23 protein-coding genes and 2 tRNA genes are annotated in these 22,481 nt (G+C 63.8%); 9 read left to right on the plus strand and 16 right to left on the minus strand.

Translation table 11 applies throughout. The features are described from left to right. Positions 1 to 41: 41 nt before the first annotated feature. The 6 genes from rbsD to PPA02S_RS13105 are packed head-to-tail and all read right to left on the minus strand — an operon-like array spanning position 42 to position 5,904. Positions 42 to 440, minus strand: coding sequence for a D-ribose pyranase (gene rbsD / locus PPA02S_RS13080; RefSeq protein ID WP_028633366.1), 399 nt, complete (start codon positions 438 to 440; stop codon positions 42 to 44). Further along, positions 437 to 1,345, minus strand: coding sequence for a ribokinase (gene rbsK, locus PPA02S_RS13085; protein ID WP_028633367.1), 909 nt, complete (start codon positions 1,343 to 1,345; stop codon positions 437 to 439). Before rbsK ends, rbsD begins: the two co-directional genes overlap by 4 nt. A gap of 9 nt (positions 1,346 to 1,354) precedes the next feature. Continuing rightward, positions 1,355 to 2,377 (minus strand): LacI family DNA-binding transcriptional regulator, encoded by a 1,023-nt coding sequence (locus tag PPA02S_RS13090; RefSeq protein WP_028633368.1) that lies wholly within the window; start codon positions 2,375 to 2,377, stop codon positions 1,355 to 1,357. A 4-nt stretch (positions 2,378 to 2,381) separates the two neighbouring features. Continuing rightward, a complete protein-coding gene (locus PPA02S_RS13095) occupies positions 2,382 to 3,377 on the minus strand; it encodes an ABC transporter permease (RefSeq protein ID WP_028633369.1) in 996 nt (331 codons plus the stop codon). Beyond that, positions 3,374 to 4,927: a sugar ABC transporter ATP-binding protein gene (locus PPA02S_RS13100; RefSeq protein WP_028633370.1), complete on the minus strand. Its 1,554-nt coding sequence runs from the start codon at positions 4,925 to 4,927 to the stop codon at positions 3,374 to 3,376. The genes PPA02S_RS13095 and PPA02S_RS13100 overlap by 4 nt, the downstream gene beginning before the upstream one ends. 20 nt (positions 4,928 to 4,947) lie before the next feature. Continuing rightward, complete coding sequence (locus tag PPA02S_RS13105) at positions 4,948 to 5,904, minus strand: sugar ABC transporter substrate-binding protein (RefSeq protein ID WP_028633371.1); 957 nt, start codon at positions 5,902 to 5,904, stop codon at positions 4,948 to 4,950. A 349-nt stretch (positions 5,905 to 6,253) separates the two neighbouring features. On the opposite strand from PPA02S_RS13105, the gene PPA02S_RS13110 reads away from it, so the two are divergent. Beyond that, on the plus strand, positions 6,254 to 7,342 hold the full coding sequence (locus PPA02S_RS13110) for an asparaginase (RefSeq protein ID WP_028633372.1): 1,089 nt from the start codon (positions 6,254 to 6,256) through the stop codon (positions 7,340 to 7,342). 207 nt (positions 7,343 to 7,549) lie between these two features. Beyond that, the gene (locus tag PPA02S_RS13115) at positions 7,550 to 8,860 is read left to right on the plus strand and encodes an alginate export family protein (protein ID WP_028633373.1); all 1,311 of its coding nucleotides are present in this window, start codon (positions 7,550 to 7,552) and stop codon (positions 8,858 to 8,860) included. 9 nt (positions 8,861 to 8,869) lie between these two features. Here PPA02S_RS13115 and PPA02S_RS13120 read toward each other — a convergent pair whose 3' ends face one another. Then, positions 8,870 to 10,978: a TonB-dependent receptor family protein gene (locus PPA02S_RS13120; protein ID WP_028633374.1), complete on the minus strand. Its 2,109-nt coding sequence runs from the start codon at positions 10,976 to 10,978 to the stop codon at positions 8,870 to 8,872. A gap of 161 nt (positions 10,979 to 11,139) precedes the next feature. Between PPA02S_RS13120 and PPA02S_RS13125 the strand changes: the two genes are divergently transcribed. Together PPA02S_RS13125 and PPA02S_RS13130 are read left to right on the plus strand one after the other, a co-directional pair. Beyond that, entirely contained in the window at positions 11,140 to 11,382 is a 243-nt protein-coding gene (locus tag PPA02S_RS13125) for a DUF1654 domain-containing protein (RefSeq protein WP_028633375.1), read from the plus strand. Between the two features lie 6 nt (positions 11,383 to 11,388). Continuing rightward, positions 11,389 to 12,105, plus strand: coding sequence for an endonuclease (locus PPA02S_RS13130; protein ID WP_042141747.1), 717 nt, complete (start codon positions 11,389 to 11,391; stop codon positions 12,103 to 12,105). A gap of 15 nt (positions 12,106 to 12,120) precedes the next feature. On the opposite strand, the gene PPA02S_RS13135 is transcribed toward PPA02S_RS13130, so the two are convergent. From PPA02S_RS13135 to PPA02S_RS13145, 3 genes are all read right to left on the minus strand, one after another. Beyond that, a complete protein-coding gene (locus PPA02S_RS13135; protein ID WP_028633377.1) occupies positions 12,121 to 12,690 on the minus strand; it encodes an SPOR domain-containing protein in 570 nt (189 codons plus the stop codon). A gap of 132 nt (positions 12,691 to 12,822) precedes the next feature. Further along, positions 12,823 to 12,899 (minus strand) — tRNA-Val (locus PPA02S_RS13140). Between the two features lie 156 nt (positions 12,900 to 13,055). Continuing rightward, positions 13,056 to 13,132, minus strand: a tRNA-Val gene (locus tag PPA02S_RS13145). 201 nt (positions 13,133 to 13,333) lie between these two features. On the opposite strand from PPA02S_RS13145, the gene PPA02S_RS13150 reads away from it, so the two are divergent. After that, positions 13,334 to 14,617 (plus strand): NAD(P)/FAD-dependent oxidoreductase, encoded by a 1,284-nt coding sequence (locus tag PPA02S_RS13150; RefSeq protein ID WP_028633378.1) that lies wholly within the window; start codon positions 13,334 to 13,336, stop codon positions 14,615 to 14,617. Positions 14,618 to 14,670: 53 nt separating this feature from the next. Here the strand turns inward: PPA02S_RS13150 and PPA02S_RS13155 are convergent, their stop codons facing one another. Further along, complete coding sequence (locus PPA02S_RS13155; protein ID WP_042141750.1) at positions 14,671 to 15,354, minus strand: peptidase C39 family protein; 684 nt, start codon at positions 15,352 to 15,354, stop codon at positions 14,671 to 14,673. A 224-nt stretch (positions 15,355 to 15,578) separates the two neighbouring features. Between PPA02S_RS13155 and PPA02S_RS23195 the strand changes: the two genes are divergently transcribed. Then, positions 15,579 to 15,755: a hypothetical protein gene (locus PPA02S_RS23195; RefSeq protein ID WP_169338812.1), complete on the plus strand. Its 177-nt coding sequence runs from the start codon at positions 15,579 to 15,581 to the stop codon at positions 15,753 to 15,755. A gap of 63 nt (positions 15,756 to 15,818) precedes the next feature. On the opposite strand, the gene PPA02S_RS13160 is transcribed toward PPA02S_RS23195, so the two are convergent. Together PPA02S_RS13160 and PPA02S_RS13165 are read right to left on the minus strand one after the other, a co-directional pair. Beyond that, positions 15,819 to 16,571 carry a TerC family protein gene (locus tag PPA02S_RS13160; protein WP_028633380.1) on the minus strand — a complete coding sequence of 251 codons (753 nt, stop codon included), beginning with the start codon at positions 16,569 to 16,571 and terminating at the stop codon, positions 15,819 to 15,821. A 28-nt stretch (positions 16,572 to 16,599) separates the two neighbouring features. Then, a complete protein-coding gene (locus PPA02S_RS13165; RefSeq protein ID WP_028633381.1) occupies positions 16,600 to 16,839 on the minus strand; it encodes a hypothetical protein in 240 nt (79 codons plus the stop codon). Positions 16,840 to 16,974: 135 nt separating this feature from the next. Between PPA02S_RS13165 and nhaR the strand changes: the two genes are divergently transcribed. From nhaR to PPA02S_RS13180, 3 genes are all read left to right on the plus strand, one after another. Then, on the plus strand, positions 16,975 to 17,868 hold the full coding sequence (gene nhaR / locus PPA02S_RS13170) for a transcriptional activator NhaR (RefSeq protein ID WP_028633382.1): 894 nt from the start codon (positions 16,975 to 16,977) through the stop codon (positions 17,866 to 17,868). 71 nt (positions 17,869 to 17,939) lie between these two features. Beyond that, the gene (sstT, locus tag PPA02S_RS13175) at positions 17,940 to 19,151 is read left to right on the plus strand and encodes a serine/threonine transporter SstT (protein ID WP_028633383.1); all 1,212 of its coding nucleotides are present in this window, start codon (positions 17,940 to 17,942) and stop codon (positions 19,149 to 19,151) included. 74 nt (positions 19,152 to 19,225) lie between these two features. Beyond that, a complete protein-coding gene (locus tag PPA02S_RS13180; protein ID WP_028633384.1) occupies positions 19,226 to 19,873 on the plus strand; it encodes a YceH family protein in 648 nt (215 codons plus the stop codon). A gap of 5 nt (positions 19,874 to 19,878) precedes the next feature. Here PPA02S_RS13180 and PPA02S_RS13185 read toward each other — a convergent pair whose 3' ends face one another. The 3 genes from PPA02S_RS13185 to ahpC form a co-directional block, all read right to left on the minus strand. After that, on the minus strand, positions 19,879 to 20,067 hold the full coding sequence (locus PPA02S_RS13185; RefSeq protein ID WP_028633385.1) for a hypothetical protein: 189 nt from the start codon (positions 20,065 to 20,067) through the stop codon (positions 19,879 to 19,881). A 101-nt stretch (positions 20,068 to 20,168) separates the two neighbouring features. Next, positions 20,169 to 21,731: an alkyl hydroperoxide reductase subunit F gene (ahpF, locus tag PPA02S_RS13190; protein ID WP_028633386.1), complete on the minus strand. Its 1,563-nt coding sequence runs from the start codon at positions 21,729 to 21,731 to the stop codon at positions 20,169 to 20,171. Positions 21,732 to 21,855: 124 nt separating this feature from the next. Then, positions 21,856 to 22,419 (minus strand): alkyl hydroperoxide reductase subunit C, encoded by a 564-nt coding sequence (ahpC, locus tag PPA02S_RS13195; RefSeq protein ID WP_004375926.1) that lies wholly within the window; start codon positions 22,417 to 22,419, stop codon positions 21,856 to 21,858. Positions 22,420 to 22,481 lie beyond the last annotated feature (62 nt).

Consider the following 22,481-nt stretch of genomic DNA (forward strand, 5'->3'; position numbering starts at 1 on the left):
GATGGCACTCCTGTTGCCAATGGGTTGTGGCTAGCCAGGGCTCAGAACGTGACCCCGGAGATCAGTGCAATATTGCTGTAGGGCTGGCATTCACCAGTGCGCACGATGGCGCGGGCACTGCGCGACAGCACCTTGAAGGCCTCGTGGTCCAGCCATTCACGCTTGCCCAGCTTGCCTTTCAGGCGCTCGATTTCCACCAGCGCCGGGGGTACCACCGTTTGCATTTCCTCGGCCAGCACGTGGCGCTCCACCTGCAATTCGCTCAACACCACCCGCAAAACGTTGGCAAAGTCAGGCAGGCCGGGCGTGACTGCCAGGTCGATCAGCTCCACCCCGGGGGGCACCGGCAGGCCGGCATCGCCGATCACCAGGATATCGCCATGCCCCATGCCCGCAATGGTGCGGGACAGGGCGACGTTCAGCAGTGGTGTCTTTTTCATGGCGCGACCTCGGCCAGATGGGGAATGGAGGGTTGGGCCCCGGCGCGGGTCACCGACAGCGCCGCGGCGCGCTGGCCGAACGCGATGGCATCGCCCTCCTTCAGCCCGCGCACCAGGCCGGCCGCGAAGCCGCCAATGAAGGTGTCACCGGCAGCCGTGGTGTCCAGCGGCTGCACCACCGGCGCCGGGTAGTGCTGGTGCCCATCAGCGCTCACCCGCAGCGCGCCCTGCGCGCCAAGGGTGATGATCACCTTGCCAGCGCCCAGCGCCAGCAGCCGCTCACCTGCCTGTAGCGCGCTGGCCTGGTCGTTGACCGGTATGCCGGTCAGCGCCTCGGCCTCGCTTTCGTTGGGCGTGAGGTAGTTGATGTGCGGGTACCACGGTGCCGGCAGCGGGCCACTGGCAGGCGCCGGGTTGAGGATGACCTGCTTGCCCAGCTCATGGGCCCTGGCCAGGGTCCAGGCGACCGTTTCCAGCGGCACCTCCAGCTGGCAGATCACCACTTCGGCTGCTTGCAGCAGCGCGTCGAAGCGCTGAACCGCCTGCGGTGTCAGCAAGCCGTTGCCGCCCGGGATGATGACGATGCAGTTCTGGCTGGCCGCATCCACGGTAATCAGCGCCACGCCACTGGACACGCCCGGGCAGGTAATCACGCCCTGGCAATCGATACCCTCGGCCGCCAGGCCGTCCCGCAGTTGCTGGCCGTAGCCGTCATCGCCCACGCTGCCGACCATGGCCACGCTGCCGCCCAGCCGCGCCACCGCAACGGCCTGGTTGGCACCCTTGCCGCCCGGGGCGGTAAAAAAACGGTCGCCGGCCAGCGTCTCACCGGGCCGGGGCAGGCGCTGGGCGCGCGCCACCAGGTCCATGTTCAAACTGCCGACTACCACCACCTTCGCACTCATGACATTTCCTTAGCGGTGATCGTTGAACAAGTCCGGGCGCGGCCCGGTGGATTCGCGCAGCACAATGCGTGGGGCCACGATGCGTTGCTCCGCCTGGCCAACACGCGGCGCAACGATACGCGCCAGCAGCAGCGACGCGGCGCTCTCGCCCAGTTCGCGGATGGACTGGCCGACCGTGGTCAAGGGTGGATACACGTAGCGGCTGAGTTCGATATCGTCAAAACCGATCACCGACAGCTCGGCAGGAACGCTGATATTGCGCTCAGCCGCCGCGCGCAATACGCCAAACCCGATCATGTCGTTACCGGCGAAGATGGCCGTGGGCCGCTTGCCGCCGAGCAGGGCCGCGGCGGCGGCATGGCCACCCGGGCTGGTAAAGTCGCAGTGCTGCACACGGCCGGGTATTACCGGCACACCGGCCTCGCCCAGGGCGCGATGGAAGCCGCCCAGGCGCAGCTGGGTCACCCCGGTGTGCGCCGGGCCGCCGATGTAGGCGATATCGCGGTGGCCCAGCTCCAGCAGGTGCCGGGTGGCCAGGTAAGCGCCCTGTTCGTGGTCGATGCGCACCAGGTCGGCATCCACGCCTTCAAGCTCGCGGTCGACGATCACCATCGGCGTGCGCACGCCGGCCAGGCTCTGCAGCAGGTCGTCGTCCTGGCCTACCGAGCCGACTACCAGCCCGTCGATGCGCTTTTCCAGCAGCACGCGCAGGTAGTTGCGCTGCTTTTGCGGGTTGTCGTCCGAGTTGCACAAAATCACGCAGTAGCCGTTGCGCTCGCAGGCATCCTCGATGCCCCGGGCCAGCTCGGCAAAGTACGGGTTGACGCTGTTGGGCACCAGCAGGCCGATGGTGGCGGTGCTGCGCGCTTTCAGCGAACGCGCCACGGCGCTGGGCACGTAGTCCAGCTGGCGGATCGCGTCTTCGACCTTCTGCCGTACCGGCTCGCTGACGGGCCGGGTCTTGTTCAGCACATGGGACACGGTGGTGTAGGAAATACCGGCCAGCGCTGCGACATCTTTGATGGTTGCCATGTTGTCAGGTCCGCCGGGCTGCACGCCGGCTGCGGTAAGTGTCGAGCACCACGGCGATGACGATGACCGCCCCGGTGATGATGCGTTTGGTCGGCTCGCTGGCGCCAATTTGTGCCAGGCCTGCGGCCAGCACCGAAATGATCAGCACCCCGAAGAACGTACTGATGACCGAGCCGCGCCCGCCCATCAGGCTGGTGCCGCCGATCACCACGGCGGCGATCACCTGCAGCTCCAGGCCGGAGCCAGCGTTGGGGTCGGCCGCCTCCAGGCGCGACACCTGGAACAGCGCCGCCAGGCCGGCCAGCAGGCCCATCAGGGCGAACACCAGCACTTTATACGGGCGCGGGTCGATACCGGCCAGGCGCACGGCTTCTTCGTTGGTGCCGATGCCGATCAGGTAGCGGCCGAACACCGTACGGGTCAGTATCAGTTGAGCCAGCACGATCACCAGCAAGGCGATGATGAAGGAAGGCGAGATGCCAAAGGCCACAGGGTTGGAAAACCAGGCATAGGTATCGCCGATGTACGCGGTGCGCGAATCGGTGAGCTGATAGGCCAGCCCACGGGCCATCTCCAGCACGCCCAGCGATACGATGAACGAGGGAATGCGCCAGGCCACAGTCACGGCACCGGTCACGCTGCCGGCCAGGGCAGCCACCGCCATGCCCAGCAGCGCGGCGGGCACCATGCCCCAGCCCCACCCCAGAATGGCCACGCTGACCGTGGACGCCGCCAGGGCCAGCACCGAGCCCACCGACAGGTCGATACCGCCGATGATCAGCACGAAGGTCATGCCCACCGCCAGCACCATCAGGTCGGGGATCTGGTTGGCCAGGGTGCTGAAGGTGTTATACGACCAGAAATGGCTGCTCAGGAACGAGAACAGCACGATCATCGCCAGCAAGGCGCCGGCGAGGCCCAGGTAGGTACCCAGGCCCAGATAAGTACCGCTGCGGCGCGCCGGGGCAGCGCCTTGGTTGTCGAGCGGGGTGGTTTTCATGCATCCATCCTGGGAGCTGCGTTGTGCAGCATTGCGTCACGTTTCTGATAACCGGCAAAGGCCGCGGCCAGCAGTTGGTCCTGGCTCCAGTGCTCGCGCTGGAAGGTGTCTATGAGGCGCCCGGCCGACAACACGGCGATGCGGTCACAAATCAGCATCAGCTCGCGCAGGTCGCTGGACACCACCACCAGCGCCTTGCCCTGGCGGGCCAGCGCTGCCAGCAGGCCATAGATGTCGAACTTGGCCCCCACATCGATGCCGCGGGTGGGCTCGTCGAACAGCAGCACTTGGCAGTCGCGCTCCAGCCAGCGGCCTATCACCACCTTCTGCTGGTTGCCCCCCGACAACTCGCCCACCACCTGATGCGGGCCGGCACTGCGAATGCGCATGGCCTGGATCTGCCGCTCGGCCAAGGCCCGCTCCGCATCGGCGTTCAGCACGCCGGCGGTGGAAACCGCGCCCAGGTTGCCCAGGGCAATGTTCGCGCTGATCGACTGGGTCAGCAGCAGGCCCTCGCCCTTGCGGTCTTCGGTGATCAAGGCGATGCCGGCCTTGACCGCAGCCTTGGGCGAGTCGATGCTCACCCGCTGCGGCGGCTGGCCCAGGGCAACACTGCCACTGTCGGCCGCGTCTGCGCCGTAGATCAGGCGCAGCAGTTCGGTACGCCCGGCACCGATCAGGCCGGAAATGCCAAATATCTCCCCTGCCCGCACCTCGAACGACACATCGCGCACCTTGTCGCCACGGCTCAGGTTGTTCACCTGCAGCAGCGGCGCCCCCAGCTGCCGCTGGCCCAGGTCGATGTGCTCGCCCAGCTCACGCCCCACCATCAGGTTGACCAACTGGTCGCTGGTGTAGCGCTGAATGGGCTCATCGCACACCAGCTTGCCGTCGCGCAGTACCACGATGCGCTGGGCGACCTGTTGCAGCTCTTCAAGCCGGTGGGAGATGTAGACGATGGCCACGCCACGCTGGCGCAGGCGTTCGATCTGGGTGAACAGCAGCTCCACCTCGCGCGCCGTGAGCATGGCGGTGGGCTCGTCCAGAATCAGCACGTGGCAGTCGCCGATCAGGTTACGGGCGATCTCGACCATCTGCTGGTGGCCAATGCCCAACTCGCCAACCGGCGTATCCGGGTCGATGGCATCCAGGCCCACCTGGGCCATGGCGGCGCTGGCCAGTTGGCGCAGGCGTTTGTGGTTGACCCAGCCAAAGCGGCTGGGCAGGTTGTCCAGAAACAGGTTTTCGGCCACGGTCAGGGTGGGCAGCAGGTTCAGCTCCTGCATCACCATGCGCACGCCCAGGCGCTCGGCGTCGCTGCGGCTGGCCGGCGCATAGGGCTGGCCACGGTACTGCATGTGCCCGGTGGTGGGGGTTTCCAGGCCACTGATGAGCTTGGACAAGGTGCTTTTGCCGGCGCCGTTCTCACCCGTCAGGGCCAGCACCTCGCCGGCGCGCAGGGTCAGGCTGACCTCGCCCAGCACCGGCTGGGCGTAGGTTTTGCCAAGGCCGCTGGCGGCCAGCACCACGTGTTGGGCCGATGCAGACATGGCCGTCTCTCCTGGCAGCATCAGGGCTGTTTGGTGATCAGTTCGACCGGGGTCTGGATGACGTTGTCGGCATCCACATCGGGCTTATCGCCCTTGACCATTTTCAGCGCCGCCTGAATACCGAACACCGCCTGCTGGCTGGCCGCCTGGTCCAGGGTGGCCAGTACGCGGCCATCGGCGATCATGGGCTTGATGGCGTTGATGTTGTCATAGCCCACCACTTTCACTTGGCCTGCCTTGCCGGCAGCGCGCACGGCAGACACGGCGCCCAGGGCCATGCTGTCGTTGCCGGCCAGCAAAGCTTTCAGGTCGGGGTATTCGTTGAGCATGGAGGCCGCGACCGCATTGCCCTTGTCGATTTCCCAGTTGCCGCTTTGCACCGACACGATCTTCATCTGTGCAGCGTCCATCGCATCCTTGAAGCCGGCCGTGCGCTGCTGGGCGTTGGTGGTGGTAGACACGCCTTCGATGATGCCCACCTGGTCGCCGGCCTTGAGCTGTTTGGCCAGGTAGTCACCCACCATGCGGGCGCCCTTGCGGTTGTCGGGGCCCACAAAGGGCACGCTGATGCCTTTGCTCTTGAGCAGCTCAGGGTCCAGGCGGTTGTCGATGTTGATCACCACCACGCCCTGGTCCATGGCTTTTTTCACCGCCGACACCAGTGCCTTGGAATCGGCAGGGGCAATTACCAGTGCCTTGGCGCCGGCGTTGACCATTTGTTCAACGATGCGGATCTGTTCGCCGGTGTCGGTTTCGTTCTTGATGCCGTTGGCAACCAGGTCGAATTCGCCAGCGTGGGCTTTCTGGTAGTCCTTGGCGCCGTCTTCCATGGTGCGGAAGAACTCGTTGGCCAGGGACTTCATCACCAGGGCGACCTTGGGCTTGTCTTCTGCGTGGGCGGCAGACAACGGCAGGGCCATGGACAGGGAGGTTACAGCGGCAATGGCCAGCAAGCGGCCGGGGAATGGCAGTTTCATGGACGATGACTCCGAATCTTGTGTTTTTTATCGGAAAGCAAACGTTTGCGTTGGCTAACTATGAGAACAAGACTTGGTTTTGTCAATTGCGTTTGGTGGTAACCCTGCATAGCAGATTATCCAGACTTTTTCCGAAAAGCCGAACACCTTTTCCTACGCGTGTTCGGGATTGCGAATGGAATACTCGTACATCACAGGGTTGGCAACGGGGTGGGATTACGCGCACAGCGCGCCAATCGCGACCCGGGCAGGCCCTGCGCACGCAGCGCAGACGCGGCTGGTACGAAACATGCCTGAAGCTCTGCGCGACTCATAACGACCATCTCAATAGGAAGAGAGAACAAGAACGATGAATGCCGCATTGAAAACCTTCGCCCCCAGCGCACTCGCCCTGCTGCTGATCCTGCCCGCCACCGCTTCGGCCAAGGAAGCCGAAACCCAACAGAAACTGGCCAACGTGGTCATCCTCGCCACCGGCGGCACCATTGCCGGGGCCGGCGCCAGCGCTGCCAACAGCGCCACCTACCAAGCCGCCAAGCTGGGCATCGACAAGTTGATCGCCGGCGTACCGGAACTGGCTGATGTCGCCAACGTGCGCGGCGAACAGGTGATGCAGATTGCCTCGGAAAGCATTTCCAACGAAGACCTGCTGAAACTGGGCAAGCGCGTGGCTGAACTGGCCGACAGCAAGGACGTGGATGGCATCGTCATCACCCACGGCACCGACACCCTGGAAGAAACCGCCTACTTCCTGAACCTGGTGGAAAAAACCGACAAACCCATCGTGGTGGTGGGCTCAATGCGTCCCGGTACCGCCATGTCGGCTGACGGCATGCTCAACCTGTACAACGCCGTGGCCGTGGCCAGTGACAAGCAGTCCCGCGGCAAGGGCGTACTGGTTACCCTGAACGACGAGATCCAGTCGGGCCGTGACGTGAGCAAGGCAGTGAACATCAAGACCGAAGCCTTCAAGAGCGCCTGGGGCCCGATGGGCATGGTGGTGGAAGGCAAGTCCTACTGGTTCCGCCTGCCGGCCAAGCGCCACACGCTGGATTCGGAGTTCGACATCAAGCAGATCAGCAGCCTGCCCCAGGTGGACATCGCCTATGGCTACGGCAACGTGACCGACACGGCGTACAAGGCGCTGGCGCAAAACGGTGCCAAGGCGCTGATCCATGCAGGCACCGGCAACGGTTCGGTGTCGTCGCGGGTGGTGCCGGCGCTGCAGGAGCTGCGCAAGAACGGCGTGCAGATCATTCGTTCGTCCCACGTCAACCAGGGTGGTTTCGTGCTGCGCAATGCCGAGCAGCCGGATGACAAGAACGACTGGGTGGTGGCGCATGACCTGAACCCGCAGAAGGCGCGCATTCTGGCGATGGTGGCCATGACCAAGACCCAGGACAGCAAGGAATTGCAGCGCATCTTCTGGGAGTACTAAGGCCCGGGGGCCGCAAGGCGGCCCCAACTTCCCCGCCAATGGCCAGCGTATACAAACACCCTGGCAGCCTCACACAAGACACCCCTCCCCCAAACACGCCCTAATAAGCCATCGCTGCCAACTGCGATGGCCGCTCGCCAGATGCGGGCGGTTCCCGTATAACAAGCGCGCCGTACAGGCAGCCAAAAACAAAAGAGGGATGTGCAAATGGTCAAACCGCAATCGCTGTGCAGCCTGGCCCTGGCAGGCTTGCTGGCCAGCCAGGCGGCACCCGCCTACGAGCTGTACGCCGATGACGACACCCACCTCAACGCCGACATGCTGGCCGTGTGGGGCATGTTCAACAGCCGCAAGAACTATGACGGCACCACCGGCGGCTCTACCTGGCGCGAAGGTTTCATCAAGTACGGCGTCAGCGGCGACCAGGGCCTGGCAGGCAATGGCACTTTGTACGGCGCGCTGAACTGGGTGAGCTCGGGCACCTGGGGCGACGGCGATGCCGCCGGCAACACCGTCGGCACCGAACGCACCACCAAAACCGAAGAAGCCTACCTGGGCTGGCGCTCCGGCGACCTGTTCCCGGTGCTGGGCAAGGACGGCGTGGACGTTTCCGCCGGCCGCCAGGTGGTGCGCCTGGGCAGCGGTTTTCTGATCAACGACGACGGCCCCAACCTGGGCAAGGGCCCAGCCGATGGCGCCCTGAACCGTGGCGGCGCCTTTTACCTGGCCGCACGCCACGCCTTTGACCGCACCGCCGTGCTGCGCCTGGGCGGCAAGGACGGCCTGCATGGCAGCGTGGTATGGCTGAAGTCCGATAACCGTGCCCAGGCCGAAACCGAACTGGGCGCCGGCACCCTGGACTACACCAACGAACTGGGCACCGTGGGGCTCACCTGGATTCACGGCATCGATGTGGCCGACCAGTGGGCCAGCGAGTTCCTAAAAGCCCGCGAAGGCATGAACGTCTACAGCCTGCGCGGCGAAGGCAGCGCCGGCATCGAAAACGCCAGCTTCGGCTTCGAGTACGCCTGGCAGGACAAAGACCACGGCCCGGAAAAAGCCTGGTACCTGCAGGCCGCCTACACCTTTGCCGACGTGCCCTGGGCGCCGCAGCTCACCTACCGCTACACACGCTATTCGGCAGGCTGGGACTCGCTGTTCAGCGGCCTGTCGAGCGGTTACGGCACCTGGTTCCAGGGTGAGGTTGCAGCCAACTACGCCGGGCCGTTCAACAGCAACACCGGCATTCACCACGTGGGGCTGAAGGCCACCCCGCTGGAAAACGTCACGGTCGGTGCGCTGTACTTCGACTTCAACACTGTCAGCACGCGCAACCGCCTGAACCTCGACGCACGTGAGCTGGACCTGTACGTGGAATGGGCCGTGAACCAGCACCTGATCATCAGCCCGCTGGTGGGCCTGTACCAGCCGCGCAAGGATGAAAGCAATGGTGGCAACCAGGTCGGGGGCAACGGCACCAACATGTACAGCCAGCTGACGGTTGCCGTGCCGTTCTGAGGCCACTCGCTACCTGAACTGATACTCCAGCCCGGCGCCGGCATACCACGCGCGCCCGGGCGCGGCTTCGTAGTAGCGGCTGTTGCTGTCGCCCACGATCACCGAGCCCACGTACTGGCGGTCGAACAGGTTGTCCAGACGCACCAGTTGGTGGAATGTCCAGGGCCCTGTGTGCTGCTCGAAGCGGGTGCGCCAGTTGAACACCGCATAGGCGGGGGCCGCCTTGGCGTTATTGCTGTCCTCCACGTACACCTGGCTACGGTACTGGCCTTCAACGCCCATGCTCACCCACTGTGCGGGCTTCCACACCAGTTCGGCATACAGGTTGTCCCGGGGCACGCCCGGCAGGCGGTTGCCGCTGTCGATCACCTTGCCGCCCTGGCTGAAATCATCGGCGTACCGGGCGTCGGTGCGGGTGTACACCCAGGTGGTCTGCCAGTGGTCACTCAGGTCGCTGTGCAGGCTGGCTTCGATGCCACGGCGCAGGGTACGGCCGGCGTTGCGATAGCTGGTACGGCCGTCGGTGGCTTCGGCGACGATGATTTCATCGTCGGTGTGGATCTCGTACGCCGCCACATTCAGCCGGGTGCGCTCGCCCATGCGGTACTTGGCGCCTACTTCGTACTGGGTGCTGGTAGCCGGGCTCAGGCCGAAGTTGAAGCGTTCCTGGGTGCCTGGCGCGTAGGCCATCTCTGCCTGGGTGGGGGTTTCGAAGCCCTTGCCGACACTCACGTAGCCGCGCAGGTCGGGCGTGAAGGCGTACATTACCGACAACGACGGGTTGGCTTTCTGGTAGCGCTTGCTGCCGCTGGCATCGCCGTTGGCCAGGTAGTGGTCGTCCACCTGCATCTTCATGGTGCTGTAGCGCACGCCCAGCTCGCTGGTCCAGTTGCCGATTTCCCAGTGCGCCTGGGCATAGGGGTCCAGGCTGGTTGCCGTGTCCTTTTCGTCGCGGCGCAATTCGCCTTTGACGCCCAGCTGGCTGCCACGGAAGTTCTGGAAGCCACGGCGGTCGTCGGTGCTCTGGTCGTAGTCGGCGCCTACGGTGAAGGTGAAATTACCCGGCACGCTTGCCACCGGCTGTACCCAGCGCAAGGTGCCACCGTGGAACTCGCGGTCGAAGTCCACCACCCCGCCACCGCGCTGGCTGTTGGACGCCACCTGCCTTGGGATGGACAGGTACTGCACCACGCTGCGCCGGCCGGCATACAGGTTGAATTGCAGGGTGGCCTCACCGAAGTAGCGCTCGTAGTTCATGCCCAGTTGCTGGTGGTCGATGCTTTTGCGGGTGTTGTAGGTCTCGGCCGCCGCTGCCGTGGAACGGGGGTCATGTTTGTAGGCCGACCACACCTGGCCCAGCGGGTCCTGGGTGTTGTTCTGCTCCAGGCTGCTGTAGATGAAGGCCAGGCGTGAATCTTCGTCCGGCTTGACGTGCACCTTGGCAAAGGTCTGGTCACGGCGCGCAGCACTGTGGTCGCGGTAGCCATCGGTGTCCATGCGCGAGGCATCCAGCACAAAGCCACCGGTAGCGTTGCCGCCTTCAGCAGACAGGTGATGCTTGCTGAACCCATCGCTGCCAACCGTCGTCTGCGCCCCCACACGGGCTGGCCCCTGACCATCCCGGCTGAACATCTGGATCACGCCACCGGCATTGCTGCCGTACAGGGTGGCCGCCGGGCCGCGCAGCACTTCGATGCGGTCGGCCACGTCCAGGTTCAGCGTGGCCGCCTGGCCCTGGCCGTCCGGCGTGCTGGCGGGGATGCCATCGCTCAGCAGCTTGATGCCCCTTACCCCGAACGCGGAACGGGCGCCATAACCACGGGAGGATACCTGCAAGTCCTGGGCGTAGTTCTGGCGGTTCTGCACCACCAGCCCTGGCACCTTGGTCAGCACTTCTGACAGGTTCACACCCAACTGGCCATCCGTGCCGTTGGACAGGTCCACCGTGTCGACGGAAAACGGCAGGTCGAACGTGCTGGTGGGCGTGTAGGCGCCGGTCACCACCATGGGGTCGATGACGATGGCGCCGGGCGCGTCGGCCAGCGCTTCGGCACAGGTGCCGAAGCCACCGACCAAGACCAGTGCCAGGCGTGTGGGCGATTTGAAACGTAGAACCATTCGATACATGAGTCATTTCCAGAGAGTGCCGCCATTACAGCAGACCCTGGCAGCAAGCGCGAACACTGTGGCCGCGGCGTGTGGAACTCGCCCTTCAAGGTGTTGCGAAATTCCTTACACTCAAATACTGTATGTGCATACAGCAAAACAAGGAAATGCCTGTGTCCAGCACCGCCTCTGCCACCCCGACCAGCTACCAACAATTGGGTATGCGTATCCAGAAGATCATCAACAACCCCCTGGCTCAACGCAGCCGGGCCGCGTTGATCTTTCGGCTGGACCAGGAAACCCCGGAGGACTGGGACACCTTGCTGGCAGAAATTGCCGAGAACGACAACGTCACCCTCGCCCACCGTGACGATGGCGGCGTGCAGATTTTCTGGACCGTCCCCAAAGAAGACTGACCGCGCATGAGAGCCTTGCTTATCGCTGCCACCTGCCTGGCAGCCCTCGCGCCGCTGGCTCAAGCGGACGCGCCACGCACCTTCCAGGAAGCCAAGAAAGTGGCATGGACGCTGTACGCCCCGCAGTCCACCGAGTTCTACTGCGGGTGCAAGTACAAAGGCAACCAGATAAACATGGCCTCGTGCGGCTACACCCCGCGCAAAAATGCCCAGCGCGCATCACGTATTGAATGGGAACACATTGTGCCGGCGTGGCAGATCGGCCATCAGCGCCAGTGCTGGCAAACGGGTGGGCGCAAGGCCTGCTCGCAGCATGACGACGCCTACAAGCGGGCTGAAGCCGACCTGCACAACCTGGTGCCCAGCATTGGCGAGGTGAACGGCGACCGCAGCAACTTCAGCTTCGGCTGGCTGCCCGAGCAAAGCGGGCAGTATGGCCGGTGCCTGACCCAGGTGGACTTCAAGGCGAAAAAGGTCATGCCACGGCCGTCGATCCGCGGCATGATCGCGCGCACCTACTTCTACATGAGCAAGCAGTACAACCTGCGCCTGTCGCGGCAGGACAGGCAGCTGTTCGAGGCGTGGAACAAGACCTACCCGCCGCAACCCTGGGAATACCAGCGCAACCAGCGGGTAGCGTGCCTGATGGGGCGGGGCAATGACTTTGTCGGGGCGGTTGACCTGAAGGCCTGCACCGAAGGGCCGTACAGCGCCAGCCGATAGTGGCTGGCGCTGCCCTTAACGGGCGGCGCCGTGCTGGATGACGATGGAGTCGGTACCCAGCTTGGCCATGACCTCATCGCGCCGGGCCTGAGCTTCTTCACGGCTGGGGAACGGCCCCATCAGCACCACAGGCTTACCGTTGCGGTACTCCACGGATGACGGGATGCCCTTCTCGATCAGGCGGGCAGTCATGTCGCTGAGCGCACCCATGTTAGCCCCCTGAATCACCTCTACATCCCACCCCTCGGGGGCAGGCTGGTCGGCCAGCGCCTCGGCGCGGCGCTGCAGGTCGGCACCGCCACACAGTTCGCGAATGCGCAGGTTGCTGCCGGTATCATCGACGATGATGTCGTACTGCCCGTCACGCTTGATGGCCACATAGCTGCGGTAGGCCTGGTATTGCCCGGCATCGTCCTTACCGCGCACCTGGCCGCAGATAGTGCCCTGGGTGTCGATGCGCACGTTGCCGAACTTGGCCGTTTTGGGGTTTTGCAGGTGTTCTGCCACCTGCTTGTGCACGCCCTCGACCTCGTTGTCACAGCCCGCCAGGGCGAGCACCGCCATTACCACAGCCAGTTTGCGCACGCGTATACCTCCAGATTCGAAGGGGCGGAGTCTACCATGCCCGGCACGGGGCCGAAGCGCGACCAAACGTTACACGCTGCGTCAGGCGCACATGCAAAAAGGGCGATCATTGCTGATCGCCCTTTCCGGATTTGGTAGGCACAATTGGACTCGAACCAACGACCCCCACCATGTCAAGGTGGTGCTCTAACCAACTGAGCTATGTGCCTGTCGTGTGGTGCGCATCTTAGTGATGCACGGCACTGCTGTAAAGCTTTTTTTGCAGAAAAATCAAAACCTTTGGCGTGCACAACGCCGCCCTGCCGCTGGCCCGGTGCCGGCCATGAAAAAAGGGATGACCCTTTCGGATCACCCCTTCTTCGATTTGGTAGGCACAATTGGACTCGAACCAACGACCCCCACCATGTCAAGGTGGTGCTCTAACCAACTGAGCTATGTGCCTGTCGTGTGGTGCGCATTCTACGCATTCCAAAACCCCTGTCAACACTTTTTTTCGCGCTAACCTACTGAATTGCAAACCCTTTATTCCCTATGACGGGTAATCCCAGGGGCTTGGGATTTTCAACGGATGACTAGCGGGTGTTTATTATTATTGATAGCATCGGTACATTCGTTAAAAATATAAAACACGAGGTTTCGCAGCATGGCTAACACCCCCTACCCCCAGTCCTACTACGCCGCCTCGGCCAACCCGGTGCCGCCACGTCCGGCGCTGCAGGGTGAGGTGGAAACCGATGTATGCATCATCGGTGCCGGCTACACCGGACTGTCCAGCGCCCTGTTCCTGCTGGAAAACGGCTTCAAGGTGAGCATCGTCGAAGCCGCCAAGGTGGGCTTCGGCGCATCGGGCCGCAACGGCGGCCAGATCGTCAACAGCTACAGCCGCGACATCGACGTCATCGAACGCACCGTGGGCGCCCGCGAAGCCCAGCTGCTGGGCCAGATGGCCTTTGAGGGCGGCCGCATCATCCGCGAGCGCGTGGCCAAGTACAACATCCAGTGCGACCTGAAGGACGGCGGCGTCTTCGCGGCCCTCACCAGCAAGCAGATGGGCCACCTGGAATCGCAAAAGCGCCTGTGGGAACGCTACGGCCACACCCAACTGGAACTGATGGACCAGAAGCGCATTCGCGAAGTGGTTGCCTGTGACAATTATGTAGGCGGCATGCTGGACATGAGCGGCGGCCACATTCACCCGCTGAACCTGGCGTTGGGCGAAGCGGCAGCCGTTGAGTCCCTGGGCGGGGTGATCTACGAGCAAACTCCGGCCGTGCGCATCGAGCGCGGAGCCAACCCGGTGGTGCACACGCCTCAGGGCAAGGTGCGCGCCAAGTTCATCATCGTGGCCGGCAATGCCTACCTGGGCAACCTGGTGCCGGAGCTGGCCAGCAAGTCCATGCCCTGCGGCACCCAGGTGATCACCACCGAGCCCCTGGGCGACGAGCTGGCACGCACGTTGTTGCCGCAGGATTACTGCGTCGAAGACTGCAACTACCTGCTGGACTACTACCGCCTCACCGGCGACAAGCGCCTGATTTTCGGCGGCGGCGTGGTGTACGGTGCCCGTGACCCGGCCAACATCGAAGCGATCATTCGCCCGAAAATGCTCAAGGCGTTCCCGCAACTGAAGAACGTGAAAATCGACTACGCCTGGACCGGCAACTTCCTGCTGACCCTGTCGCGCTTGCCACAGGTCGGCCGCATCGGCGACAACATCTACTATTCGCAAGGTTGCTCGGGCCACGGCGTGACCTACACGCACCTGGCAGGCAAGGTGCTGGCCGAGGCCATGCGCGGCCAGGCTGAGCGTTTTGACGCCTTCGCCGGCCTGCCGCACTACCCGTTCCCGGGTGGCCAGCTGCTGCGAGTGCCGTTCAGCGCCATGGGCGCCTGGTACTACAGCCTGCGCGACCGCCTGGGCTTCTAACGGCCTTTTGCGTTCAAGGGCTGCCTGGCAGCCCTTCGACCCTCAAGCGCAACCTACTTCAAGGTATCCACGGCCTGCCTGGCCGCCAGTTCCTGGCCTGCTTTGGCCAGCTCATCCGCTGCCTGCAACCAGCGCTGGCGGTCTACCTGCGCAGGCAGCTGCCTGGGCGGCTGCACCAGCAGGGCCCAGCTCCCTTCCTTTGCCCACGCCGTGGCAAAGTCATCGAACGCCATCAGCTGGCGCCGCTGCATGCCTGAGCGCAGCAGCACCCGCTGCTTGTAGCGGTCGTAGCCGATCAGCACTGCGTAGCGCGGCTCGCTCCACCACGCCGAACCGTCCTGGTAACGCACCAGCACCGGGTAGCCCGCGGCCACCTGGGCCAGCAGGGCATCCAGCCGTTTGTCCAAGGGGTAGACCACCATGCCGTAATCCCGCGCCACACGCGGTATGCCCGTGCCCAGCGCGTCGGCGCCCTCGGGCAGGTTGAGCGGCGCATCCAGCAGCCCCGGGGTGATCGGGGCACCCTGTTGCGACAGCATGGCGGCCAGGGCCATTGCCCCGCTGTGGTTGGCGTTACCCCGGTAGAACGGCACGCTGCTGATTTCCACACGCTGCGGCAGGGCCTTGAGGCTTTCAGAGGGGGCGCTGGCACAGCCTGCCAGGGTGGCGGCCACCATGCAGGCCAACAACAGCCCGCGTGAAGCGGCAATGAGCGGCTTGGAAGAAAGGTGCGGCATGGACACTCGCTTGTACCAACGTCGGGCAGACAGCGCCCGGCTCTGCTGGCGATCATAGGTCGGACAGCGGCGGCGGTACAGCCCGACAGGCACATGAAAATAATCTCACGCAGCCATCGGGCGTTATTCGATGGAACGTCACACAGGCCGGGCTAGACTAAACAAGTGTCTGGAAGGCAAACGCTGGCGTTCAAAGCGCTCGCCGTAGAGATGGAGGCACAGATATGAGCATGACCCTGGCAATCATCATGTTGGTGTGCATGTGGCTGAGCGTGGCAGCTGCCATGCTGTGGGGTGTACTGCGCATCGCCCGTCGCCACGCCCACCCTCACGTGCAACCCAAGGCCGCCGCCAAGCCCCGGCCTGTAGTACCCGCCCGGCGCCCTGCCGGCGTTCACTGACTGGTTAACACCAAGGCCCCAAGCGCCGGAACACCGGCGTTTGGGGCGCCCAGCCTGCGCAGGTTAGCCTTCGGAAGCTTCGCGTTTCATCCGCGCCCGCCTTGCGAAAATGTTCAGCATCTCGATCACCGTCGAGAACGCCATGGCGGCATATACATAGCCCTTCGGCACATGGGCGCCAAAACCTTCGGCGATCAGCGTCATGCCGATCATGATCAGGAAGCCCAGGGCCAGCATCACCACCGTGGGGTTGTCATTGATGAAGTTGGCCAGCGGGTCGGCCGCCACCATCATCACGATCACGGCAGTGATCACGGCAATGATCATGATTGGCAGGTGTTCGGTCATGCCCACCGCAGTGATGATGCTGTCGACCGAGAACACGATGTCCAGCAGCAGGATCTGGAAGATCGCCGCCGCAAAGCCCAGGGTCACCGTTGAACCCACCTTGGATTCCTGCTTGGCACCACGCGGGTCGACGTTTTCGTGAATCTCCCGGGTGGCTTTCCACAGCAGGAACAGGCCACCGGCAATCAGAATCACGTCCTTCCACGAGAACGCGTTGCCGAACACCTCGAACACCGGGTCAGTGAGTTGCACGATCCAGGCGACGGTGCTGAGCAGCGCCAGGCGCATTATCAGCGCCATGCTGATACCAATGCGCCGCGCCTTGGAGCGGTAGGCCACGGGCAGCTTGTTGGTAAGGATGGAGATGAAGATCAGGTTGTCGATACCCAGTACCACTTCCATGGCCACCAGCGTGGCGAGAGCCACCCAGGCTGTGGGGCTAGCGGCAAGTTCCAGCAAATATTCCATTGTTCACATCCTGCTGCGGGGTTAGGGGTCAAATGTCCTGGGTTTCGGATTTTGGCTCCGGGGCCTCGGGCTTGCGGCCTTCGATGCCCAGTGCCTCGCTCAGCGCCTGCTGTGCGGCCTGGTTGGTGTCTTCGATGGCCTGCTTGGCCGATTGGGCAGCTTGGTCCAGCATCTGCTGAGCGGACTTTTCTGCCTGGTCGCAACCGGCCAGGCTCAGCAGGGCCAGTGCCATGACCAGCGGTGTACCGATGGATTTCAGATAAAGCATAGGGGCCTCGCGTGTGTATAACCGCCATGGCGCACAGGGCGCCTGATAGCTCGGAATTCTAGACAAGCCAATACATCAGTAAAATTCGTATTTTTGCAGGGTATACTTCGGTTTTAACGAATCGGGATGTTACTGATGCTCAACTATCGCCAGCTGCACTATTTTTGGGTGGTTGCCAAAACCGGCAGCATCGTGCGCGCCAGCGAGCAGTTGAACCTCACCCCGCAAACCATCAGCGGCCAGATCAGCCTGTTCGAGCAGGCTTACGGCCTGGAGTTGTTTCAGCGCGTGGGCCGGCAGTTGGAGCTGACCGAAACCGGGCGCCAGGCCCTGGCCTACGCAGAGCAGATGTTCCAGCTGGGCAGCGAGCTGGAAGCGATGCTGCGCGCAGGGCCGCAGGAGCAGATTCTGTTCCGGGTAGGTGTGGCCGACGTGGTGCCCAAGCCCATTGTCTACCGCCTGCTGGCACCGACCATGGAGCTGGACGGCGTGCTGCGCATCAACTGCCGTGAAGACAAACTGGAACGGCTGCTGGCGGACCTGGCTATCCAGCGCCTGGATCTGGTCATCAGCGACAGCCCCATGCCCAACCACCTGGACATCAAAGGCTATAGCCAGAAGCTGGGCGAATGCGGCCTGAGCTTCTTCGCCACGCCGGCGCTGGCCCAGCGGCATGCCGGCCCCTTCCCTGCCTGCCTGCAGGATGCGCCGCTGCTGATACCTGGGCAGGAAACCGTGGTGCGCAGCCGCCTGCTGCGCTGGTTGGGCGAACAGCAAATCCAGCCGCGCATCGTCGGCGAGTTCGACGATAGCGCCTTGATGCAGGCGTTTGGCCAATCGGGCAGCGGTATCTTCGTAGCACCCAGTGTGATCACCGACGAGGTGTGCCGCCAATACGGCGTGCAACTGATCGGCCAGACCGAGGCGGTGAACGAATCCTTCTACGCCATTTCAGTGGAGCGCAAGGTCAAGCACCCGGGCATCGTGGCGATTACCGAAGGGGCGCGGCGGGAACTGTTCAACTGGTAGCCAGGACGGCGCTGCCCGTGGGCGGGTGTGGTACAGTCCCGCCCTTTTGACGTATCAGGACCTTGCTGCACATGACGCCGTTTGTTCGCCTTATCAACCGCACCAGCCTGGTGACGCAGATCGTCATCGGCCTGCTGGCCGGCATCGCGCTGGCCCTGCTGGCGCCCAACGTCGCGCGCGACCTGGCATTTCTGGGCAAGGTGTTCGTCACCGCGCTCAAGGCGGTGGCGCCGGTGCTGGTGTTCGTGCTGGTGATGGCATCTATCGCCAACCACCGGCACGGCCAGCAAACCCATATTCGCCCGATTTTGTGGCTGTACTTGCTCAGTACCTTCGGCGCAGCCGTGGTGGCCGTGCTGGCCAGCATGGTGTTCCCGTCGCATCTGGTGCTGAACACCAGCGAGGCCACGCTGAGCGCCCCCGGCGGCATCACCGAGGTGCTGCAAAACCTGCTGCTCAGTGCCGTCGACAACCCCGTCAGTGCCTTGGTGAACGCCAACTTCATCGGCGTGCTTACCTGGGCCATCGGCCTGGGCATTGCCTTGCGCCATGCCAGCGACACCACCCGCACCGTGGTGGATGACCTGTCCAACGGCGTTACCTTGATCGTGCGCATGGTCATCCGCTTCGCGCCACTGGGCATTTTCGGGCTGGTCACTTCCACCCTGGCCCAGTCGGGCCTCGACGCCCTGCTCGGTTACCTGCACCTGCTGGCCGTGCTGATCGGCTGCATGCTGTTTGTGGCCCTGGTGATGAACCCGCTGATCGTGTTCTGGAAAACCCGCAGCAACCCGTACCCGCTCACCCTGCTGTGCCTGCGTGAAAGCGGTATCACGGCGTTCTTCACCCGCAGTTCGGCAGCCAACATCCCGGTCAACCTGGCCTTGGCCGAGCGGCTGGGCCTGCATGAAGACACTTACTCGGTTTCCATCCCGCTGGGGGCGACGATCAACATGGCCGGCGCCGCGATCACCATCACCGTACTCACGCTGGCGGCCGTGCATACGCTGGGCATCGCCCTGGACGTGCCCACCGCCATACTGCTGAGCGTGGTGGCCGCCATCTGCGCCTGTGGCGCTTCAGGCGTGGCCGGTGGCTCGCTGCTGCTGATCCCGCTGGCCTGTAGCCTGTTCGGCATCCCCAGCGAAATCGCCATGCAGGTGGTGGCCGTTGGCTTCATCATCGGCGTACTGCAGGATTCGGCCGAAACCGCGCTCAACTCCTCCACCGACGTGCTGTTCACCGCCGCCGCGTGCCAGGGCGAAGCACGGCGCAGCGCCTGAAACACCGGGCCGCCTTGCGGCCCATGCGTGCTTTACCTACGCTAGTGGCCTTTTCCTACAGATGAGGCAGGGCCATGTCCGACCACGAAAGCGCAGGCGAAGGCCGCTTCAACAGCATCGAGATCCGGGTGCTGGGCGCGCTGATCGAAAAACAGGCCACCAGCCCGGAAAGCTACCCGCTCACGCTCAACGCGCTGCTGCTGGCCTGCAACCAGAAGACCAGCCGTGAACCGGTGATGAACCTGACCCAGGGCCAGGTCGGCCAGGCCCTGCGCAGCCTGGAGGGGCAGGACATGGCGCGCCTGCAGATGGGCAGCCGTGCGGACCGTTGGGAGCAGCGGGTAGACAAGGCGCTGGAGCTGGTGCCGGCGCAACGGGTGCTGTTGGGCCTGATGTTCCTGCGTGGGCCGCAAACCCTGAGCGAACTGCTGAGCCGCAGCAACCGCCTGCATGAATTCGACGACACCGAACAGGTGCAGCACCAGCTCGAGCGCCTGGTGTCCCGTGGCCTGGCCCTGCACCTGCCGCGTCAGGCCGGCCAACGTGAGGACCGCTACACCCATGCGCTGGGTGACCCGGCAGAAACCGATGCAATTCTGGCAGCACGACAGCAGGAAGGCGGCACGCGCAGCAGCAGCGCCAGTGCCTCGGAGGAGCGAATCGAAGCCCTGGAAGCGCGCATTGCAGCACTGGAGGCACGGCTGGCCGAGCTGGAAAGCTAGGCCACTCACTGTTCAGGTTCGGGGAAGTTACGGCAGCTTTTGCGCTCGGCCAGTTCGCGATCACTGGGGCGCTGGTCGACGAACACAGTGCGGCCGTCGGCGTAGATTTCCAGGTAGCCCCAGTGCAGGTCCTGCTCTTGCTGCCCGGGCTTGGGCGGCACGAGCCACCAGGGTTCGCGGCTGATCAGGGTCATGGTGCGGTGTCCTGAGGGTGTTTGCAGCTAAGCATAGACACCCTCAGGCTTTAGGGCCCCAAACCGGCAAACCCGCCCCCGCTTACGGGGGCGGGCCTGGGTCAAGCCGGCGCGGAGGTGCGGATCAGGTGGTCAAAGGCAGCCAGTGAAGCCTTGGCGCCCTCGCCCACGGCGATCACGATCTGCTTGTACGGCACGGTGGTCACGTCACCGGCGGCAAACACGCCAGGGATGCTGGTCTGCCCTTTGGCATCGACGATGATCTCGCCGCGGGGCGACAGCTCGACGGTACCCTTGAGCCAGTCGGTGTTGGGCAGCAGGCCGATCTGCACGAAGATGCCTTCCAGTGCCAGTTCGTGCTGCGCATCGGTGACGCGGTCCTTGTAACGCAGGCCGGTCACCTTCTCACCATCGCCCAGCACCTCGGTGGTCAGCGCGCTGGTGATCACCTTCACGTTGGGCAGGCTGTGCAGTTTGCGCTGCAGCACGGCATCGGCACGCAGTTGGCTGTCGAATTCGATCAGCGTTACCTGGGCCACGATACCGGCCAGGTCGATGGCCGCCTCCACCCCCGAGTTGCCGCCGCCAATCACCGCCACCCGCTTGCCCTTGAACAGCGGGCCATCGCAATGCGGGCAGTAGGCCACGCCACGGGCGCGGTATTGCTGCTCGCCCGGCACGTTCATTTCGCGCCAGCGGGCACCGGTGGCCAGGATCACGGTCTTGGCCTTCAGCGATGCCCCCCCTGCCAGCCGAACTTCGTGCAGGCCGCCGTCGGTAGCGGGGATCAGCGCTTCGCCCCGTTGCAGGTTCATGATGTCGACGTCGTACTGCTTGACGTGCTCTTCCAGCGCAGTGGCCAGTTTCGGGCCTTCGGTTTCCTGCACCGAAACGAAGTTTTCGATCGCCAGGGTGTCGAGCACCTGGCCCCCGAAACGCTCGGCAGCGACACCGGTGCGGATACCTTTGCGTGCGGCGTAGATAGCGGCCGAGGCGCCGGCCGGGCCACCGCCCACCACCAGTACATCGAACGCTTGCTTGGCGTTGATCTTCTCGGCCTGGCGTGCACCTGCACCGGTGTCGATCTTGCCGAGGATTTCCTCCAGGCCCATGCGGCCCTGGCCGAACACTTCACCGTTGAGGTAAACGCTGGGCACCGCCATGATCTGGCGTGCGTCCACTTCGGCCTGGAACAGCGCGCCGTCGATAGCCACATGCCGCACGTTGGGGTTGAGCACGGCCATCAGGTTCAGCGCCTGGACCACGTCCGGGCAGTTCTGGCAGGACAGCGAGAAGTAGGTTTCGAAGGTGAACTCGCCTTCCAGCGCCTGGATCTGTTCGATCACCTCAGCACTGGCCTTGGACGGGTGGCCACCCACTTGCAGCAACGCCAGCACCAGCGAGGTGAATTCGTGGCCCATGGGGATGCCGGCAAAGCGCAGGCTGATCTCACCGTTGGGGCGGTTCAGCGAGAACGAAGGCCGGCGCACGTCGTCGCCGTCTGCGCGCAAGGTAATCAGGTTGGACAGGCTGGCGATTTCCACCAGCAGGTCATGCAATTCGCGGGACTTCGCGCCGTCGTCGAGGGAGGCAACAATCTCGATCGGCTGGGTGACCCGCTCCAGGTAGGTTTTCAGTTGCGAGTTAAGCGTGGCGTCCAACATACGGGCGATTCCTTTTACAAAACTCGGATACAAAAACGCCCAGGCGAGGTCGCCCGGGCGTTTGACGGGGCGGTGCTGCATTCAGCTCTGGCGGCTGCACACCGCCCGCGGTTGCCACATGGCCTTAGATCTTGCCGACCAGGTCCAGCGACGGTGCCAGGGTGGCTTCGCCTTCTTTCCACTTGGCTGGGCACACTTCGCCTGGGTGGGCAGCTACGTATTGTGCAGCCTTGACCTTGCGCAGCAGCTCAGCGGCATCGCGGCCAACACCACCGTCGTTCAGTTCGACGATCTTGATCTGGCCTTCTGGGTTGATCACGAAGGTACCGCGGTCTGCCAGGCCGGCTTCTTCGATCAGCACGTCGAAGTTGCGGGAGATGACGTGGGTCGGGTCACCGATCAGCGGGTACTGGATCTTGCCGATGGTGTCCGAGGTGTCGTGCCAGGCTTTGTGGGTGAAGTGGGTGTCGGTGGACACACCGTAGATCTCCACGCCCAGCTTCTGGAACTCGGCGTAGTTGTCAGCAAGGTCACCCAGTTCGGTCGGGCAGACGAAGGTGAAGTCGGCCGGGTAGAAGAACACCACGGACCACTTGCCTTTCAGGTCGGCTTCGCTGACCTGGACGAATTCGCCCTTGTGGTAGGCAGTAGCGTTGAACGGTTTGACCTGGCTGTTGATGATAGGCATGAGTAGCTCCTTCATGGGTTGGAATCAGTTGACGGAGAGAATCCTAACCGCTGGTCCCGATA

Source organism: Pseudomonas parafulva NBRC 16636 = DSM 17004 (genome assembly GCF_000730645.1).
In the GTDB taxonomy this organism is placed as follows: Bacteria; Pseudomonadota; Gammaproteobacteria; order Pseudomonadales; family Pseudomonadaceae; genus Aquipseudomonas; species Aquipseudomonas parafulva.